Genomic DNA, 18288 nt, shown 5'->3' on the forward strand with positions numbered 1-18288 from the left:
CGGGTCGTTACCTGCCGGTCCGCTTTTGGCCCACGCCTAACTCGGCAAATCAGTCACGAACTGGGTGGGAAGCGGACCGTCCGATATCGCGGTTTCAAGCATGCTAAGAAACCGTAGAATTGCCACAACGCTGATGGTGGCCCCCCGACCCAATTACTTCCAGTCCCTGTGTGCTCAAAGCTGCCGCCCTTCGAGAGTAACTCGCTGACGAAAGCGATATCTTAACGGCAACACCTTACATCGATTGTCATGGATAATCGGAGATATGGGGTGGGACGTGCCGACGACGATCAATCGCGTCACGTGGTCAACTTTCTCTGCATCGGGGCGATACTAATTGTCATCGCCATCCTTTCTTATCCGGATGCAGATGATTTCTACTACAGATCTGCCTATCGCGCCGTGGTCCTCGGGGGCTTGGCGTTCATCTGTTTCGGTTTAGCCGCCTGGTATCAATTCAAAGGCCCGGAGCGATCAGATCGAAGCTTCGGCAAGAGACGGCGTGCAGCAGCACGCAGGTCGAACCATGATCCCCTAAATGCTGGTTCATCGAGCGCGGCTGCGATGCCGATGTCCCCGTCCATTCCCGAAGCGAAAGGTCGGCGCGGAGCAGGTCGGATAACCTATATCGAAAGGGGATCGATTACACCGAGTAGACCCACTGATCTTGGCTTCGAAATAGTGGCCCGATCTACTCTTTTCTCCAGTAAGCTGGGTGCGGTGCTTTCGCTCGGTGGGCAGGTACTTGAAAGCGACGTCGCCTACTCGCTGGATTGCCGCTTTCATCCCGCTTGGATTGGCCTGGCGAATTGCCCAAGCATATCGTCACCAGAATTCCCGGGCATCGTGAAATTCTTCATGGGAAAATTCAGCCCCGTCAGCCGCTCCACGGATAGTATCACCTATTTGCTGCATCCGATGGAAGCCCCGGCTCATATGTTTCGGGTGGATCATGATGGAGTGGTGCGGTTCTCGAACGATGAAAAATATGCCAACCTCGACATATTGACCGACACCCTACCGCTGTTGATGGCGCTTGACACGTGGCATGAATTGGCGCCTGACCCGGGGCGCCTCATATTTTTTGCCGTTCCAGGTCACCTGGCCTGAGAAACTAGCATAGCCGTCGGTTAGGATGACATGGTCTAAATATCATCCGGAAGAAAGATTCACTTCGACCGGAAGTCCGTGGCCGTACTCCTTCCAGTAGGGGTGCGAAGGTATAGCGCATAGGGCCTCTTCCAAATATCCTGGCGGCAGCTCGAGATCTTGAGTGTGGCGAGCCCAAAGTTTCCTTCGATTGTGATCGACGGAAATCAAATAGCCCGCTTCTTGTTTCGCAAAGATAGTGATCAGGGTTCTCCTACCACCCGACGAGATGATAGAATATGGCGCGGGTCCGCTGTTATGGGCTTCCCAGATTTCTCTGAGGTCATCGGGCAAGGCTTCGCGATAATTTTCGCGCGAGATATCCGGTTCAAAATCTATCCTGAAAGAAACCGGATCGTCTAGGCGTCCGTGATCGGCCGAGATTACGATCTTGTGATCGAAATCAATCAAGACGCGCGATTTGGCTTCAAACATCTTTACCTCGTAAGCATTCAGCCCCAATTCGGGTGAAGAGCGTAAGTCCCTATACTTAAACCCGTTAAGATAATTTTGGCAGCCCGGCGATAGGGCCGATGACGAATCTTCTGCGATAGTTTGGAGTGAGCGCTCGCTTCCCTCCCCGCGCGCCACATATTCAGGACACGTGGGGCAAGCGCAATCTGCGTCCGCTTTTGGGCAACAAAGTGCTTTGCGTTGATGGCTGAGAACGGGTCGCTAGCCGACAGTCCGAATTCGTCACTTCGTTAGCGCGGCGAAGGCGTCGTCAGATGGGTGGAAAGCGGTCATTGAACTGGCGTGTTATCGCAGAGGCGCGAAGCGGAGCAGTAAATAGCTGTTTGGCAAACAGAAACCTTTGTCCGTTACACAGCTGGTTTCTTGAAGATGGGTCTAGCACAGGAGCGACGCTTGGCAGGGCGGGCGAGTACGATCGGATTGTTGCTGTGCATCGCTGCGCTCACGGGATGCGGCGACCGCTTTCCCGATTACAATTACAAGATGACGGTCCACGCGGGCGGGCAACAGTTTTCGAGTGTCCGCCACGTCGAAGTGACCGAGGGCATGTCCATCATCAGCCGTAAGGTCGAAGGCGAGGCGGTAGTCATAGACCGTAACGGCCGCACATATTACGCCTTGTTGTCGCGACCAGAGAACGCCGATTACGCCGCCTTCGTGGCAGGTATGGCCCTGGGCGATCACGTCCCGCGCGACGATCCGCAACGCAGCGAAGTCCAGCAAGCGATCGATGAATGGTATGAAGAGCGCTCAACGCAGGACAGCTTTGGCGAGGCGGCAGAATTTCTGCAGGCAATGGTGAAGGTGGAAGGTGCACAAGACCTTCCGCGAACACTACCGCCGCGTCGCAATCGCGAGCCCACGCAGGCCTGGCCGATGTTTGTTACGTTCAGTAACCCTTCCGACCCTCGCACCGTGAGTGAAGTGTCGCCCGAAGCCATCGGCGTCGATCGCATCACGATCGAAATCACCGATGAAGATGTGACGACCGGGATCGAAAAGAGGCTCCCCAATTTCGGACCCGAAAGCGGCTTTCAGGCTTGGGCACGTGATCTTGAATTTGATGATCCGATACGGAGTGTGTTGGGCGGATTCCGGCAGGAATAATCAATGAGCAGAAGCATCTTTCTAGTATTGCTGTGCATCGCTGCGCTCACTGGATGCGGTGACCGCTTTCCCGATTACAGTTACAAGATGACGGTCCACGCGGGCGGGCAACAGTTTTCGAGTGTCCGTCATGTCGAAGTGACCGAGGGCATGTCCATCATCAGTCGCAAGGTCGAAGGCGAAGCCGTCGTCATCGATCGCAATGGCCGCACATATTACGCCTTGTTGTCACGTCCGGACAATGCCGATTACGCCGCCTTCGTGGCAGGCATGGCACTGCGAGACCACGTCCCACGCGACGGTGCGCAACGCAGCGAAGTCCAGCAGGCGATCGACGAATGGTACGAAGAACGCTCGACGCAGGACAGTTTCGGCGATGCTGCAGAATTTCTGCAGGCGATGGTGAAGGTCGAAGGCGCACACGACCTGCCGCGAACACTCCCCCCGCGTCGCAATCGCGAGCCGACGCAGGCCTGGCCGATGTTTGTCACGTTCAGTAACCCTTCCGACCCGCGCACCGTGCGTGAAGTGTCGCCCGAAGCCATCGGCATCGATCGCATCACCATCGAAATCACCGATGAGGACGTGACGACCGGAATCGAGGAAAGGTTGCCAGCCCCGAGATTGGGTGCATTCGGTAGGCAGGCGACAAACTATCAAGGTAAGAGTGTTGTTGTGCCACTAGGGCGTGAGATGTTTACTACTGTCGGATACTACAAATAGGCATTATACCGTGACGAACCTATAAACGGCATGTCAGCAATCGGGTCCTTAGCCGCCCGTCCACTTCTGAGAAGCTATTAACTCAGTGTCAGAGCGTAGGGCAGAATCTATTGGTTCAACTTATGCTAGCCAAGAGTATTGCCCCGCTTTGCCCCTTTGCGGACTGGCTCGGGAGAGCCTTTAGTTCTCAATCCCGAATTATTTACGTACTCAAGCGCATCAGTTAGCGATAGTGGCTCGGAGAAGAGATAGCCTTGCATACGTCTCAAGCCGATTTGTCGAGCACGCAGTGCCTGGTCCGATGTTTCAATGCCTTCGATTGTGCAACTTATTCCAAGCTGCTGGCTCAAGGCCCAGATGGAGGAAACAACCGCCTTGCTTTTTCCGCTCTCCAAGAGCGAGTTGGCAAACTCTCGATCAATCTTGATTTGATCAAGGGGTAAGCGGTTGATGTATGCTAAGCTCGAGTAACCTGTCCCAAAATCGTCAAGCGCCACATGAAAGCCGCGATGCCGAAGGTTCGCAATCACCTCGACCGCCTTGCTAAAATCTCCGATCAACGCGGTTTCAGTAAGTTCGAAAGTGATCCGTCGCCTCGGGGTTCGATGCTTGCGGGCTAGAGTCTCTATTCTGTCGAGCAGCTTGTCGTTTTGTAGGTCCCACGCCGATAGATTTATCTGGATAGAGACTGCGTCAGGGAAGTGCGGTATCGCTGCAAAGGCCTTTTGCATCACGATGTCTGAAAGCTCGCTAATGCGCCCACTCGACTCGACTAGCTCGATAAATCTGGCTGTATCGATTCTATGCGCCGGGGCCTCGCCCCATCTCGCGAGCGCCTCGAGAGCAAGCGGCTGTTTGGTATCGAAGTCTATAATCGGTTGAAACAAGACCTGCAACGTTTCCGAAAAGTTTGAATTTCGAACGTTTTCGGTAGCAATTTTCTCGGCCAAGAACTGTTCTTCACTGCGTTGAGAGAATATGACTAATCGACCGGGTTCTTTTTTCGCTTGATACAGTGCGGCATCGGCACGCTCTAGGCACTCGCCCATTGAAAGTCGTTGGGTTTTCCTCAGGCCAATCGAAGCTGTTACTTTGTAAGATCTAAGCTCAGTTCTAATCGGTTGGGAAATTGACGTTAGCAAATCTGTAAGAATTGCCACCACATACGGCTCATCGAAAGAGCCATCGAGCAGGATCACGAATTCATCCCCGCCTAGGCGACCAAAAGAAAGGTCACGCTGCCGCTCGCCTAAGCGTCGACACACTTCGACCAAAACAAGGTCGCCTTCGGTGTGCCCATAAAGGTCATTGATCCTCTTAAAGCCATCAAGATCTAGAATGGCGAGCCATGGAGATTCAGCTGTATCATCTTGCAGTAAGCTGGCCAAATCCGACAAGATGGCGCGACGGTTGGGAACGCCAGTCAGTAAGTCTACAAAAGCGTACTCCTTAAGTTCTTCTGTTAACTCGTCGAGGTTTACTGCGCGTCGCTCTAGATCAACCATAGAGTTGAAAAGTGAATGAAATTCAGCCCTCTGTATCAAGGATATCCTCAAAACTAAGATGCAAAGAACCGTGAGAGTTATCACCACCTCGATCGAGTTTGGGTGTCCTTCCGTTAGGAAAACGACTGAGGACGGAACCACACTCGATATCGCGGCGGATATTGCAGCTTTGGGAATCAAGCCAAGGGCCAGAATGGTTACCAATGTCGTCACGGCGACCGTAAAATGACTGAGGCTCTGTTGGTTGTGATCCCCAGAGGAATATGTAGTCAAACCCCAAAAGGCTGTCATCAGACCAATCACCAATCCTAGCAGCGGCATTTGTTCAAGATCAGAAGCTAACCTTCTTTCGGAGCGCGTTCGGGTCTTAGCGTCTGACCAATACGCGGCTCTCCATAGGCAAACGCTCACGACCACGGCCGGCATAATGGAATTGAAAAAGAACGGGCCAGTGCCCTGATAATGGATGGCTGAGATTGTCGTGGTTGTAATGATCACTGCATAAAGTAGCTGCAGCCTAAACCTGACTCGTTTTGTGAGCTCTCGCGCATAGAGTGGATCGCGCAGATCCGGCCCACCACCGAATTGTTGCGATACCCATTGCAAGCAAGCCAAAAAGGCTCTTCGCAAGGATGACAAGGACAAAGGCATCAATCTGCGCATCTGCCAAGTTTATGAGAAAACGGTCGATTTTCGGTTAACGGTACGAAATTACTTAGACGAATTGAAAGGATGGAAGGCGGGCGGCAAATTATTAAATCTGGACGTCTGTAAGTCAGTACCAGGCGGCGAAGACATTGCTGCATCGCAGTTTGAACCTGTCTTTGGCTGAATCTTTCCAGTTTTTTGTGTGAAAGGGGGGCTTGGGACTTTGGTGGGCGCCCGACGATATTTAATTGTATGTGACGTGAAGAGTGATTTCGGCGCGATATCGATCCGCTGGGGTATGCTCACTAGTTTGAATGGTGCCCCCAACAAAAACAGAATCTTCGCCGATTGCATCAAGGTTCCCGGTCCAGTCTGTTGCGCCGGAATTCAGGCTTTTAACGGTGATGTTATTGACCTGAAGGGCGGTGCCGCTTTGATCGCCGCGGGCCGTGACCTGTGCCTGCAGTGCGATAGAATATTTCCGATCGTTTGCTCCCCTTATGGCGAAGCGTGCTGATCGTTTGCCGGAATCTTGTACTAAATCATTCGGCAAAACGGTCACGGATCGATTGGATCCGGCTTCAAATTGACCGAAATCCAGCTGACGCTGTGCGACCACGTTGATAGGATCTACCACGGTCGTAATAGCTTGTCCGCCCGCTGTCGCTGCGTCACTCACTTGGGCGTAAGCTGGCGTACTTCCGGAAGCGAAAGTTATAGCGAGCACATACATAAGATGCCTAAAAGTCATCATATCAACGACCCGTAAGCAGTCGTGACATCTCGTGGATCGGCATGCCATTAGAGAAGGCAAATCCAATACGATCGTTTTCGCCCCATTTCGCGGTAGCGCCCTCAAAATAGCGCTTACCGATCTTGAGCGTTGCCAGTGCACCATTTCGAATTTGATCCGAGACCAGGGCGCAGACGCCCTTCTGGGAGAAATTGACCGTTTCAGCCTCGACTCTGTTTCCATCTACGAAGATTGAGGTCGGTGCAGATATGGGAACGCGTACCGAACGGTAGCGCTTGGAGAAGAGATCTTTCGGCGCCAGTACCTCATGATTGGCAACACCAAACCGACCACCGTCGACCCAGATCACCTCTGCTTTCCTGAAAGGCTCGTCCCCCCAGCGATAACGCAGTTCCTGCCCAACTTTCAGACCGGTCTCAGTCTCAAAGCCGGCGCCGGTGGTTGAGATATCGCGCATGAGGGCAACTAGCGTTTGTCCCTCGGCCTCTATGCAAACAGGCTTGAAGGTTCTTACTGCTCTGACCTTTGAGCGGCGTTCTGAACCGAGATATTGTTCCATGATCAGCATCGAATTCTCCATCTGAACCAATCCGGGCCCACGCCCGGAATAAGTGCACTGAAGTTCGCTGAACCCGGATCAAAAATTCAGTTTTTCGCGGAGAAGGTAACGTTACAACCCCAGTTTCCCCGCATTTTTCAACGAAAAGAGCTGTGGGTTACAAGCGTTACATGATTTCCTAACCAGCTATTAATATATTACTGGAACAATGTTCAGGCATATTCATAGGGGCAGACTATGGACCGAAATACGAGCTTGATGCGCGAGGTGCGGGCAGTCCTGCGATCGCCCTCCTTTCAGCGCTCGCCAAGCCTTTCCAAAATGCTCGAATACCTACTGTCGCGAGAAATTTCTGCGGACGGGAAATGCACGCAATACGACATTGCGGTTGAAGCTCTCGGTAAAGATGAGAGTTTCAACGAGCTGACGGACAGTGCCGTAAGGGTGCAGATGTCGCGCCTAAGGAAGGCGTTACGCGATTACTACCTTACCAGACAGCCAGAAGATGGATTGTATCTTCATATTAGGACTGGCGATTACCGTTTGCGTACGGCAAACTTGGAAACGGCTTATCCCAAACTCGCAACTGCGAAGTCGACACGTCAAAATAATGAGCCGACTAGCAGCAAATCACCAGATTTCGAGCGCGCCCAATCACAGCTGCACGGAGCGGACGAGATTAAAGCGATAAACAACGTGAATTTTGCCAGTCAGCCCATAAACTCTGACATCAAAAAGCGTTTTGCGAGCTCAAATTGGCTCCAGGCTCCAAAAAAGTGGCAGGCTGCACTTATCGTCGCAGCTGTGGTCGGGGCGGCTGCCCTAGGTCCTCTACGTCCCAATAACGAGGCGGCTGCCACGACAAATCTTCAGCATGGATTGGAGGTGCCGTTGGTGGCTTTAATGGTCGAGAAAGACAATTTTGGAGGCGATCCTGCCCAAAGTGGGCGCTTGCTTGCAAAAGTTCGAAATGATCTCAACAGCTTGTTGAGAAAATCCATGGTGAGTCGTGCATCCGATGATGCCGAGGGTGGCTCGGCGGATTTTACGATAAAGGTGCAAATCGAAGGTGATAGTAGCGGCCAACTGGGCGCGCATCTGGTTTTGTCCGACCGTGAAAACAGGGTAATTACTGAGCGAACCGTGCGACCCACCTCAAAATCTGCGGAGCTTGTAGAGAGTCTTTTCGACGAGGTTACAAGTATCGTCTCTCCAGCGGGCCATATAACCAGAGCTCTGGCTCGTGGAGTCGTTGACGCACCAAAGAATGATTTTGAATGCTTCATTTCGGTCGAAGGTGCACGAGCATCTGGATCGGTGACGCCCGTTATTCTCGATAAGTGTGTTACTAAGTTCCCTGATGGAGAATTTACGCCGTACCTTAAAATACGGCAGGCTTTCTCCTTGGCTCAGCAGACATCAATTGCCGGAAAAGATTTTTCCTCATCTAGCGCGGCATGGAGAATGACCTCTGATGTTCTAGCATCGCATCCCGAAAATCCTTATGCGAACACGCTTGCTGCAAAGCTTCTGGTAGCACGTAAGAATTGTGAAGATGCGATTCTTTTCGGGCGTGAAGGTTTCTCTCGAGGTCGGACGTATCCAGCGTTGGAGTTGGCGGTAATCCTCGATGCTTTCGAGTGCCCTGCGACATTGAAGTATCGGCAATTATGGACCGATAGAATAGCGCGTATTACCCAAGCTAACCCGGAGCCTCACACTCTTTTAGAAAGCTATATATTGATCGGTTTGCTCATAAGTGGGCAAGAAGAGCTTATTGATTATCAGAGGACCCCGGCATTCGAACTTGATATTGACCATTCGCTTGCCGAACTCAACAGGGCTTTGAGATCTGCAGTCCATGGTGAGGCCACTGAGGATGACGTTCAATTGATACGATCCATGCTGCCGGCGCTGCTTTTTTCGGACTCGGCTCAGAGGGTGGTTCTCAAGAGGATTAACCTTCGAAATTAGGTATTCGGTCTAGCCATTCCGTAATGTGCAACCACTAGGGATGGGGCAGAAACTTCCCACTGTGCTAACGGTTTTTTAGGCAAAATAACTTAGTGCTCCTGAGGCAACTTTTGGAGCAAATTATGTCCTCGCAACGTTTTATCTCGCTGCGCAGCCTCGGTGCTGCAATATGCGCGGCTTCCGCAGCCTGCATTCCGACCTCAGCATTTGCAGCTACGCAAGGGTCGCTAGGTACTACCTCAACAGGTTCGGTCTCGATCAATGCCTCTGTCCCAAACAGGGTGCGCATTTCGGGTCTAAATGATGTCAACCTTTTGAACCTTGACCCGACGGTAGATGCTTTCGATGCCCAAGATGTTTGCGTTTGGTCGAATACCGCAACTAGCGGATATTCGATCACGGCTAGCGGCAGTGGCGCAGGTAGCGCATTCACGTTGGCCTCAGGAGCAAGCACGGTACCCTATTCAGTGGAGTGGGCTGGGAGTGCCGGACAAACCTCGGGAACTGCACTCGCGCCAGCAACTCAGGAAACTGGATTTATTTCTGCCGCGACGAATCAACTTTGCAACAGCGGGCCCAGCGCTAGCGCCAGTCTAATCGTAAAGCTTTCGAGCGCAGATCTTTCAACGATGCAGGCAGGCCAAACCTACAACGGGACATTGACGCTTCTCGTCCAACCGGAATGAGGTCCGGCCCGCAGCTCATAAATAGAGTTGCGGGCCTTACTTTTTGTTAACCATAATCTTGCATATTGGTGCAATGGTTAGGGTGACGAACAGACTACTTATCTGCCTCATTCTGGGATCATTGTCACCGCCGGTGACAACCGCAGCGCTCGCGCAAGGCAATGGGTCGGGGAAAGTAAGGATATCCGGGCTAGCCGATGTGCAGCTGGGATCCTTGTCACTGAGTGGTGATTCCGCGCTGAGCCAGTCCATATGTGTCTTTAGCTCTACTTCATCTTCAACGTATTCGATAACCGCTTTCGGGGATGGCAATGGCGGGAGTTTCAGCCTCACGTCGCAACGCGATGACGTTCCTATTGAAGTTTGGTGGTCGGACGATCCAACGCAATCGGGAGGAGTGCTGTTAGCTCCCGCACGAGAAGCCGGCCCGTTCTTCTCTTCCGCTCGCCAGCAACGCTGCAATAGTGGCTCTAGCAATTCAGCCTCGCTTACGATCATGGTGAGAGAGGCGGCGAAGTCTGACGCCTCGGCCGGGGCTTATACCGGCCAGCTCACGTTGATCGTGGCCCCGAATTGAGGTGGTAGATGTCGGGCCTCAATCATCTTTGTCGCTGTCTTGTGACGGTTTCAGCTGCCCTAATGCTGATGATGGGCGAGGACATTTGCGCAAAATCACTTACTCTATCCGCTGATGCGCCGCCTGGTTTTGAAGATTTGGGCGCGCCCACCAAGCAAGTAGTCGACGTGATTTTCGAGGGTGATGAAGTTGGAGTTTTTACCGTCATCTCTTCCCCTGAAAGCATCACCTTCGAGGAGGTTGAAAAGCTTCTACAGAACCTTCCAGTAGATTTGCGAACGGATGAGGTACGGGAGGCCCTTTCTCAGCCGCTTTCGCGAAATCAGAGCAAGGTTTGTCCACGCAATACGGTGGCAAAGGATTGTGGTGTTCTCTATCCAGAAACCATCGGGATCATTCACGATGCTGACCGATTTCAGGTTTCAATTTTCGTCAATCCTTTGCTCAGGGCAGCCAAACCTGACATTGAGTATCTACCGAAACCGGAGCTGCATCTAGATCTTGCGTCCCAGCTTTCATTCTTGGCAAGCGGCGGTAATCTCGACAATGACGATAGCTACTCGATCGATCTGGATAACCTAGTTTCGCTTGGAACAGCGAGATTCAGTGCTGATCTGTCGGTTTCGGACAGCGCTGGTCTATTCGTTCGCGAGGCGGCTGCCGAGATAGATCTACAGGATTCCCGGGCGTACGCTGGACTATTTTGGTCTAAAGCACAGAACGGAAGTGGTCGAAGGCGGATTTTGGGTCTCGGATTCGGTACGCAACTCGATACTAGATTGAATCGGGACCAGATCACCGGAACGCCCGTCCTTGTTTATCTCCAGTCTAGGGGAAGGGTCGAGATATTTCTGGATGAGCGCCTTCTCCTCGCTGAAGCGGTACCTCCAGGCAGCACCCTGCTGGATACCTCAGCATTCCCGCAAGGCAGCTACGAAATTACGGTTCGAATTTCCGAACGCGGGCGGCCATCCCGTATCGAGAAAGTCTTTTTCAGCAAGAATGCCAGCATCCCTCCTCTTGGCATACCCTTTTACTATGCGGAGATAGGCTTCGACCAAAGTGCTTACAGGTCACTAAACAACGGTGGGCAAAGGCCTCTCATCGCGAGAGCGGGAAGGGCAGTCAGGATCGCGCCGAACTGGGCTTCAGGAATTGCTGCGGAAGTTGAAGGGGCTGAGTTGAAAGGTCGGATATCGCTCGATTTTTTCGACGACAATGTAGCAGCGAAAGCAGGGCTGGAACTGAATAGCAGCGGAGGGAAGGAAGCATCCCTTCGTTTGTTTTCGACCGGTTTTGGCAGATTAAATTACAATTTCGACTTGAGATATGTCGACCAATCAAGAGAGAGCGGTGAAAACCTCTTTGGAATTCGCTACCGAAATTTCACTCAAGCGACTGGCGCGATGTCGTGGAGTTCAAATTGGCTCCGCCTAGGAGTTCAAGGCAATCTGCGGGATCAAGATGGAGACATTGACCATTCGCTTACTGCGAGTGCGATGTGGGACTTCGTGCGCCATGGTGACGCTATGTTGAGCTTTGTAGGGGAGGTCACCGATTCTACCTTCGGGGACTCAGTCTTTGTCGGCCTAAATTTGCGGCTTTTGCGAGGCAACATCGCCATCGCGAACTCTGTAGGGCACCGCGATTTCGACCGATCGCGAGAACCTAGCGGGATTTACAGCACGCACTCGCTTGATGTTACGAAAGATTTCGCACGGAATTCTAGCGCTTCAATTTCCACCAATCTCGAAACAGGCCCAAGTATCGAAAATATCTCCACGAGTTTGGAGCTTGCGACATCAAACTTTGTGGCCAACGCAGATTTCTTGAAACTGCAATTCGGCAACCAACTACAAACGCAATACTCGATAGGCGCGGCGACGACGCTTCTCCTTTCAGATGAGCGAGTGGATGCCACGCGGCGTGGCGCAGCAGAAGCGTCCGTAGTTCTCCAGCTTACCGGCGCCAGGCCTTTGGATGAGTTCGAGGTTCTGGTCGATGGCCAGCTAAGAATGTTGTTGCGCGGCAATGGTCGAGAGGTGCTTTCGTTGCCCAGCTATCGCGCATACCGAATCCGTCTGCGCCCGAAATCGAGTGATCCGCTTCGCATACATCAGCCTGAACGAGAGCTAGTTCTCTATCCCGGAAATGTTCGGGAGTTGGATTGGTCAATTTCGCAGATGACAGCGATTATTGCGAGACTAGTCGACGAAGATGGCGAGCCGCTTGCTGGAGCAAGTGTCCGCTCGAGCGGAGAGGCAGCTTTGACGGACGATCGGGGATATTTTCAGATTGAGACCACACCTCGTGCTGTATTCGAAATTCTAACGAGAAGTGGTGAAGAGTTGGCGTCAGAGGGGATCGAATTTGATGACGCCGCAGCTTTTACGCGAATTGGCGATCTGGTCGCGAGAAGTAAGGAGCCTTACTAATGAGTTGGTTGCGAAAGATGATTCTGTTCATGGTGATGATCGGGACATGGGCTACCCCATTGTCCGCTAACTTAGTGCTAGATAAAGTCATTATTGACTTTCGCTCGGGCGATACCACGCGGGGTGATATCGAGCTCCTGAACGACGGCGGTGAGAGACTGTACGTTGCGATAGAACCGTTTGAAATACTGCATTCAGGCACCGACCGAGAGGAGAGAGTTGCCCTAGACCTTTCCGAAGACGCAGATCTTTTCGTTTCTCCGCGACGCCTCATACTTGAGCCCGGTGAGCGGCGGCAGTTGCGAATAGCTTTGTTGGGACAAAGACCTGCAGTAGAGCGCGTTTTCCGCGTGAGGGTGCGACCGGTGGTTGGGCAGGTTACATCCGAAGAAGATGGGCTCAAGCTTCTTGTCGGTTACGATACGCTTGTGCTGGTCAGGCCAGAGCGCACATCGGGGAGCGTAGAGATAGTTAAGGACGAAAGTTCAATCACTCTGGTGAATCGGTCGAACAGTTCTTTCGAATACTTCAAGGGCAGGGCTTGCCAAATCAACACCGAGAATTGTGATGATCTTCCGCCTAACCGTCTGCATCCTGGAGAAAGATGGACCATCAACAACGTTGATGGAAAATCGATTGAATACACGAGGTCTGCAAGCGGCCGCCTCGAAACGCTTACATTCTGAGGTCCTCAACCTTAATTTTTATTAACAATTTCTCGCACGAAAGGCCGCGAGTGATCCAAAAACTTTGAGATATATAGGTTTTTTCGGGTAAGTAACGTTACATAAGCTGCGTCATACTACTTTTTTCTCGTTTGAGAATGCAATTTCAATCCTATCGACATTTGATTGGAATTGTTCATGATAGTCCGCCTGATCGTAAAGGCCGCAGCGCTGATTGTGTTTTGTTTTTCGACCTCGCTAGAGGTGTCGGCAGCGGGGCCTCTCGTGTCCGATAGATCCGCGGCAGGCAAGATCTTAATAAGCGTGTCCGTGCGTCCGAAAGTCGCCAATGATGCTCAGCGGGCAGCTTACAAATTATCGGAAGTTTCCCAAAAAGCTTGGCAAATGTGCGCTTCGACGCCGGTAGAGGGCCACAGAGCCCACCCGCAAGGCTTGGATGTGGCGAAGGGCATTGAGTGTGCGCTTGGTTTCGATAGTCACTCTATTAGCGTAGAGAGCGGGGAGGGGGACCGGGAAGTTTTTATCAAGCCTATCTAAACAAGCTGACTAACGCATATGTTTGGTGGGCACACATTAGCGGCGTACGGCTAGGAGTTCAGATAGTAGACGAAAAAGGGAAAAAGGTTTCGCGCCTTTCATATCTTGCCACGTTTTTCGGCCGTCTGACGCTGTCAAAATCGATGGCCTCCATTCCGGCTTTGAAGCGGAATCCAATACCACATATTCATCTCCAATTCGCCGCTGTATTGCGCGCTGCGCTTCTTCGACTTCGGCGTCGGTCGCACACTCACTCATCTTCCATTTTGCGATAATGGTGGATGTCTCGGGCTCTACCGCAAAAAGAAAACGTTCGGACTGCATGGTAGGGTATCTAGATCAAAGGTACCCTAGCGTCGATAGACGACCATGCCTATCACCCGACATCCTCTTTATCGCGAGTGAATACCTATGGAAGGCGAAGAGTGGCACGTAATCGGTCGGTTCTGGGAGTATGAAGTCAGCAACTTAGGCCGCGTAAGACGGATCGATAGTGGCCATGTGAAAGACCCTACCATTCGCAAGGACGGAAGATTAACCGTCCACCTCACCTCTGGAAAAAAATCTTCTGTATGTCAGGTTCACTCACTCGTAGCTGAAGCCTTCATTGGACCGCGTCCGCGTAATCAGATTGTCCGGTTCAAGGACGGCGATACGCAAAATTGTCGGGCAGCAAACCTATACTACGTCCGTCGTTCTGAAGTGACGCCGCTCTTTCCTCCACCGACACAAAAACTTTCCTCTGTTGATGTCTCCCGGATAAGACACCTTCTTGGCGAGGGTGTGAAGGCGAATGTCATAGCAGCGGCATTCGGTATCAGTGAGAGCCATCTCAGTAATATTCGGAACTCAAAAAAGTGGGTTGCGCAACCCGGAGAAAAGGACTGACGAAACCAGTCGGGAAGGATGCATTGGGTCCTGTCAGAACAAATGCACCGATTAGCGAACTGCGAGTGATCGGGTAGGGCAGAGCGATGCCCAGACCTAAGAAGTCAGCCAGTTCGTTTCGGTATTTCAACTTGTCGCCGGAAGTGATCCGCCTGGTCGTGATGATGTACGTCAGGTTCCCACTGAGTTTGCGCAATGTCGAGGATTTGCTGGCAGAGCGCGGGATCGACATCTGCCACGAGACGGTACGCCACTGGTGGAACAGGTTCGGCCCGCTGTTCGCAGCCGATGTGCGGCGACAAGGGGGCAGCCGGATGCGGGCCTTCAGGCAATGGAAGTGGCATCTCGATGAGGTCTGCGTGAAGATCAATGGCGAGATGCATTACCTGTGGCGCGCGGTCGATCAGGAGGGCGAGGTCCTTGAGAGCTATGTGACCAAGGTCCGCGACAAGAAAGCGCTGCGCCGCCACGGCTCACATGAGATGATTACCACCGACGGCCTGCGCTCTCACAGGGCCGCGATGCAGGACCTCGGAAACACAGAGAAGCAGGAGGTGGGGCGCTGGGCCAACAACCTGGTGGAGAACAGCCACCTGCCGCTTCGACGACGAGAACGAGCCATGCTGCGGTTCCGACAGATGAAGAGCCTACAAAAGTTCGCTTCGGTCCACGCCAACGTCCACAACCACTTCAATCAAGAACGCCACCTGATCGACAGAGATACCTACAAAACCCGCCGCTCGGCCGCACTGGCCGAGTGGCAAAACCTTATGGCCTGAGCTGCACTTGGTAAGGGGATAGCTGTGCCCATCGGAGACAAGTTGCGATTAGACTGACAGCACCGCCAGTCACCCCCAGATATTTCGGTTCCGGAACCTTCTGCGCTCGCAGGGGAATAGGGCTGAGTGTCAAAAACGCCGCCAAGTGCTAGGGTGGCTGTATGCCGCAATCCTCCTCCATCTATTCTTTGAAGGCTATTGCGCAGGCTCCCGACCATCTCGACCGGGAAGAACTCTACGCCCTTTGCAAACTTGACCCGGATTCGCCGCCCGACCTCGCCACAATGGTAAGCGAGGAGGATTACCTCGCCCTGTTGGCGCGGATCGCCGAGGCCGAAAACGGACTTCCCAAGGCGCACATCAAGCTGGGCACTTCCCTGCGCTGCGAGGATCTTGGCGCGGTTGGTCTCGCCTGGAAGAGTTCCCCGACCTTGGGCCACGGGTGGGACCGTGCACTGCGCTATGTGAGCGTTGTCGCGGGAGTGCGGGCGCTGGAGATTACACGAGGGAAGGAAACGACCGAGATACGCTTCCTGCGACTTACCGACGAGAGCCCCAAGGGGGCCAGGCTTTCGAACGAAGCCACCTTCGCTTCTTTCACTGCTATCAGCAGGGAAGCATCGGGAAGGGCATTCACCCCGGTGCAGGCAATCTGCGGCCACGAGTTCATCGGCGACAAGGCGTTTCTCGAGGACTATCTTGGTTGCCCGGTGGAAGATCGTGCTGGCGTCAACGCGATGATCGTTTCGAACGCCGAAATGGCGCTACCCAATGCAGTCGGGGATGACGCGATATCGCGCTTCTTCGATCAGCGGGTCGAGGAAATGATGGCCGAGGCCCGGTCCGAATTGCCGCTGTCGCTCAAGGTGAAATCCGAAATCGGCAAGAAGCTCAGCGGAGGCGTTCCGAAGTTGTCGGACATCGCTCTCACTCTGGGCATGAGCGGTCGCACACTCCATCGCAAGCTGGGAGAGCAGGACGCCGTGTTCCAGGATCTGGTCGACCAGGCGCGGCGCGAACTGTCCGAACGCCTGCTGCGCACGACCGATTACCCGCTCGTGGAAATCGCGTTCCTGACAGGCTTCGCAGAGCAGAGCGGCTTTACGCGTGCCTTCAAGCGCTGGGCAGGCGAGACCCCGCGGTCCTATCGGCTGGGAGCGGTGGAGGGCCGGTGACGCCATCTGCATAAAGGCTGTCGCGCTGAGGCAAGAAGCCGCTGCCCGGATTACCTAACCCATGCTCGTCTCCAACAAGAGGGAACGAGCATATGACATATCAATCCAACGCTGAGCAATTGACGCTGGTGATCGGCGGAACCGGGAAGACCGGCGCCCGCGTTGCCGAGCGCCTAACCGCCATGGGACGCAAGGTGAGGATCGGCTCCCGGTCCTCGGCATCTGCTTTCGACTGGGATCGCGAGGCCACCTGGGAAGCGGCGCTAGAAGGCGCTTCGAGCATCTACATAACCTATTCGCCGGACCTCGCGATGCCCGGGGCCACCGACGCGATCAAGGCGCTGGTGTGGCGCGCAAGGCTTCAGGGCGTGACCCGACTTGTCTTGTTGTCGGGGCGCGGCGAAAGGGAGGCGCAGGCCTGCGAGGAAGTGGTTCAGGAAAGTGGCCTCGAATGGACCATCGTGCGTGCCAGCTGGTTCAACCAGAACTTTTCCGAAGGGGCATTCATCGAAATGGTCCGCAACGGCACAATCACCCTGCCGGCGGGCGATACTCCCGAACCTTTCATCGACACGGATGACATAGCGGATGTGGCGGTGGCGGCGCTGACCGAGGATCGCCATATCGGTGAGGTTTACGAGGTGACGGGCCCCCGGCTCATGACCCTTGCCGAGGTGGCGGCCGATCTTTCGGCGGCGACGGGGCGTAACATCGACTTCGTGGACGTACCCCACAAGGCCTTCGTCGACAGCTTGGCCGGTTCCGGCGCTCCGGACGATGTGGTGTGGATGCTCGACTACCTCTTCTCGACCGTCCTCGATGGCCGCAACGCCTATCTCACGGACGGGGTCGAACGGGCGCTCGGACGCAAGCCCCGGGACTTTGCCGACTACGCCCGCCAAGTAGCGGCGACCGGCGCATGGAGGGCAGCGGCATGACCTATGATTGGACTCTCTACGCCTGCCTCTTCCTGGCGCTTTGGAGCGCGATGGTCGCAGGTGTCTTCTCCGCTTTTTCCGAATTCATCATGTCGGCTTTGAGCAAAGCTGAACCGGCGAGCGGGATCGAAGCGATGCAGCACATAAATCGCGACGTGATCCGGACCAGCTTTGTCGCCGGTATCCTGGCGATACCGTTTCTCTCAGTCGCTTTGGCGATCTATGCCGTCACGGCTTACGAGGGAATTGGACGGGCGATCTTTGTTCTGGCAGCCGCAACATATGTGGTTTCGGTTTTGGGCACGACCATTTTTGGCAATGTTCCGATGAATAACCGGCTCGATGCACTCGACGGCAAAAGGGTCGAGGCACGCGACTATTGGTCTGAATACGGCCGCAAGTGGACGCGCTTCAACCATGTCCGTGCGCTTGGCAGCGTGCTGACTGCCGGTCTCTATCTGGCCGCCGCGATCACGCTCGTCTCGAGTAGGCAAGTGTAGCGGTAGCGAAGGTAGAATGCCTTTCGTCCGGTGCGCGATCGAGAACCAAACCGTGGCGCCCGCGCGTACCGGCTCTTGGTTCTCAGCAGCGATATTGCAGGCGCGGATCGAGCCAATGCGGCCATTCGTCGGTCCACGCTTCAGCACTTGAGCCGGCTCCGCCAAGGACCAAGGAACTGGTTAGGAGTAACAGG

General features: G+C 53.8%; 16 protein-coding genes. 11 read left to right on the plus strand and 5 right to left on the minus strand.

Translation table 11 applies throughout. The annotated features are described in order from the left end of the window. Window positions 1-270: 270 nt before the first annotated feature. Entirely contained in the window at window positions 271-1110 is an 840-nt protein-coding gene (locus tag GRI34_RS00005; RefSeq protein ID WP_160594179.1) for a hypothetical protein, read from the plus strand. 42 nt (window positions 1111-1152) lie between these two features. On the opposite strand, the gene GRI34_RS00010 is transcribed toward GRI34_RS00005, so the two are convergent. Next, window positions 1153-1584 carry a hypothetical protein gene (locus GRI34_RS00010; protein WP_160594180.1) on the minus strand — a complete coding sequence of 144 codons (432 nt, stop codon included), beginning with the start codon at window positions 1582-1584 and terminating at the stop codon, window positions 1153-1155. Between the two features lie 432 nt (window positions 1585-2016). On the opposite strand from GRI34_RS00010, the gene GRI34_RS00015 reads away from it, so the two are divergent. Together GRI34_RS00015 and GRI34_RS00020 are read left to right on the plus strand one after the other, a co-directional pair. Further along, entirely contained in the window at window positions 2017-2730 is a 714-nt protein-coding gene (locus GRI34_RS00015) for a hypothetical protein (protein ID WP_160594181.1), read from the plus strand. A 3-nt stretch (window positions 2731-2733) separates the two neighbouring features. Beyond that, window positions 2734-3453 carry a hypothetical protein gene (locus tag GRI34_RS00020; protein ID WP_160594182.1) on the plus strand — a complete coding sequence of 240 codons (720 nt, stop codon included), beginning with the start codon at window positions 2734-2736 and terminating at the stop codon, window positions 3451-3453. A gap of 125 nt (window positions 3454-3578) precedes the next feature. On the opposite strand, the gene GRI34_RS00025 is transcribed toward GRI34_RS00020, so the two are convergent. From GRI34_RS00025 to GRI34_RS00035, 3 genes are all read right to left on the minus strand, one after another. After that, a complete protein-coding gene (locus GRI34_RS00025; protein ID WP_160594183.1) occupies window positions 3579-5564 on the minus strand; it encodes a putative bifunctional diguanylate cyclase/phosphodiesterase in 1986 nt (661 codons plus the stop codon). 286 nt (window positions 5565-5850) lie between these two features. After that, window positions 5851-6285, minus strand: coding sequence for a DUF4402 domain-containing protein (locus GRI34_RS00030; protein ID WP_160594184.1), 435 nt, complete (start codon window positions 6283-6285; stop codon window positions 5851-5853). Between the two features lie 76 nt (window positions 6286-6361). Further along, window positions 6362-6928 (minus strand): PilZ domain-containing protein, encoded by a 567-nt coding sequence (locus GRI34_RS00035; protein WP_160594185.1) that lies wholly within the window; start codon window positions 6926-6928, stop codon window positions 6362-6364. Between the two features lie 228 nt (window positions 6929-7156). Between GRI34_RS00035 and GRI34_RS00040 the strand changes: the two genes are divergently transcribed. The 3 genes from GRI34_RS00040 (at window position 7157) to GRI34_RS00050 (ending at window position 13277) form a co-directional block, all read left to right on the plus strand. Continuing rightward, window positions 7157-8893, plus strand: coding sequence for a hypothetical protein (locus GRI34_RS00040; protein ID WP_160594186.1), 1737 nt, complete (start codon window positions 7157-7159; stop codon window positions 8891-8893). A 1271-nt stretch (window positions 8894-10164) separates the two neighbouring features. Next, window positions 10165-12591 (plus strand): CS1-pili formation C-terminal domain-containing protein, encoded by a 2427-nt coding sequence (locus GRI34_RS00045; protein ID WP_234028099.1) that lies wholly within the window; start codon window positions 10165-10167, stop codon window positions 12589-12591. Further along, on the plus strand, window positions 12591-13277 hold the full coding sequence (locus GRI34_RS00050; RefSeq protein WP_160594188.1) for a fimbrial biogenesis chaperone: 687 nt from the start codon (window positions 12591-12593) through the stop codon (window positions 13275-13277). Before GRI34_RS00045 ends, GRI34_RS00050 begins: the two co-directional genes overlap by 1 nt. 573 nt (window positions 13278-13850) lie before the next feature. On the opposite strand, the gene GRI34_RS00055 is transcribed toward GRI34_RS00050, so the two are convergent. After that, entirely contained in the window at window positions 13851-14138 is a 288-nt protein-coding gene (locus GRI34_RS00055; RefSeq protein WP_160594189.1) for a hypothetical protein, read from the minus strand. A gap of 87 nt (window positions 14139-14225) precedes the next feature. On the opposite strand from GRI34_RS00055, the gene GRI34_RS00060 reads away from it, so the two are divergent. The 5 genes from GRI34_RS00060 (at window position 14226) to GRI34_RS00080 (ending at window position 18094) form a co-directional block, all read left to right on the plus strand. Continuing rightward, window positions 14226-14702 (plus strand): HNH endonuclease, encoded by a 477-nt coding sequence (locus GRI34_RS00060; protein WP_160594190.1) that lies wholly within the window; start codon window positions 14226-14228, stop codon window positions 14700-14702. Between the two features lie 86 nt (window positions 14703-14788). Then, on the plus strand, window positions 14789-15481 hold the full coding sequence (locus GRI34_RS00065; RefSeq protein ID WP_160594191.1) for an IS6 family transposase: 693 nt from the start codon (window positions 14789-14791) through the stop codon (window positions 15479-15481). Between the two features lie 161 nt (window positions 15482-15642). Continuing rightward, window positions 15643-16656, plus strand: coding sequence for an AraC family transcriptional regulator (locus GRI34_RS00070; RefSeq protein ID WP_160594192.1), 1014 nt, complete (start codon window positions 15643-15645; stop codon window positions 16654-16656). 92 nt (window positions 16657-16748) lie between these two features. Then, window positions 16749-17594, plus strand: a complete 846-nt coding sequence (locus GRI34_RS00075; RefSeq protein ID WP_160594193.1) for an NmrA family NAD(P)-binding protein — start codon at window positions 16749-16751, stop codon at window positions 17592-17594. Further along, window positions 17591-18094 carry an anthrone oxygenase family protein gene (locus GRI34_RS00080; protein WP_160594194.1) on the plus strand — a complete coding sequence of 168 codons (504 nt, stop codon included), beginning with the start codon at window positions 17591-17593 and terminating at the stop codon, window positions 18092-18094. The genes GRI34_RS00075 and GRI34_RS00080 overlap by 4 nt, the downstream gene beginning before the upstream one ends. Window positions 18095-18288: the final 194 nt, after the last annotated feature.

Source organism: Qipengyuania aquimaris (assembly GCF_009827445.1).
GTDB lineage: Bacteria > Pseudomonadota > Alphaproteobacteria > Sphingomonadales > Sphingomonadaceae > Qipengyuania > Qipengyuania aquimaris.

Coding starts and splice junctions, on each gene's coding strand:
- GRI34_RS00010 (WP_160594180.1), bottom strand. CDS start 1,584: ATGTTTGAAGCCAAATCGCGCGTCTTGATTGATTTCGATCACAAGATC.
- GRI34_RS00035 (WP_160594185.1), bottom strand. CDS start 6,928: ATGCTGATCATGGAACAATATCTCGGTTCAGAACGCCGCTCAAAGGTC.
- GRI34_RS00070 (WP_160594192.1), top strand. CDS start 15,643: ATGCCGCAATCCTCCTCCATCTATTCTTTGAAGGCTATTGCGCAGGCT.
- GRI34_RS00060 (WP_160594190.1), top strand. CDS start 14,226: ATGGAAGGCGAAGAGTGGCACGTAATCGGTCGGTTCTGGGAGTATGAA.
- GRI34_RS00020 (WP_160594182.1), top strand. CDS start 2,734: ATGAGCAGAAGCATCTTTCTAGTATTGCTGTGCATCGCTGCGCTCACT.
- GRI34_RS00075 (WP_160594193.1), top strand. CDS start 16,749: ATGACATATCAATCCAACGCTGAGCAATTGACGCTGGTGATCGGCGGA.
- GRI34_RS00050 (WP_160594188.1), top strand. CDS start 12,591: ATGAGTTGGTTGCGAAAGATGATTCTGTTCATGGTGATGATCGGGACA.
- GRI34_RS00055 (WP_160594189.1), bottom strand. CDS start 14,138: ATGCAGTCCGAACGTTTTCTTTTTGCGGTAGAGCCCGAGACATCCACC.
- GRI34_RS00065 (WP_160594191.1), top strand. CDS start 14,789: ATGCCCAGACCTAAGAAGTCAGCCAGTTCGTTTCGGTATTTCAACTTG.
- GRI34_RS00080 (WP_160594194.1), top strand. CDS start 17,591: ATGACCTATGATTGGACTCTCTACGCCTGCCTCTTCCTGGCGCTTTGG.
- GRI34_RS00040 (WP_160594186.1), top strand. CDS start 7,157: ATGGACCGAAATACGAGCTTGATGCGCGAGGTGCGGGCAGTCCTGCGA.
- GRI34_RS00045 (WP_234028099.1), top strand. CDS start 10,165: ATGTCGGGCCTCAATCATCTTTGTCGCTGTCTTGTGACGGTTTCAGCT.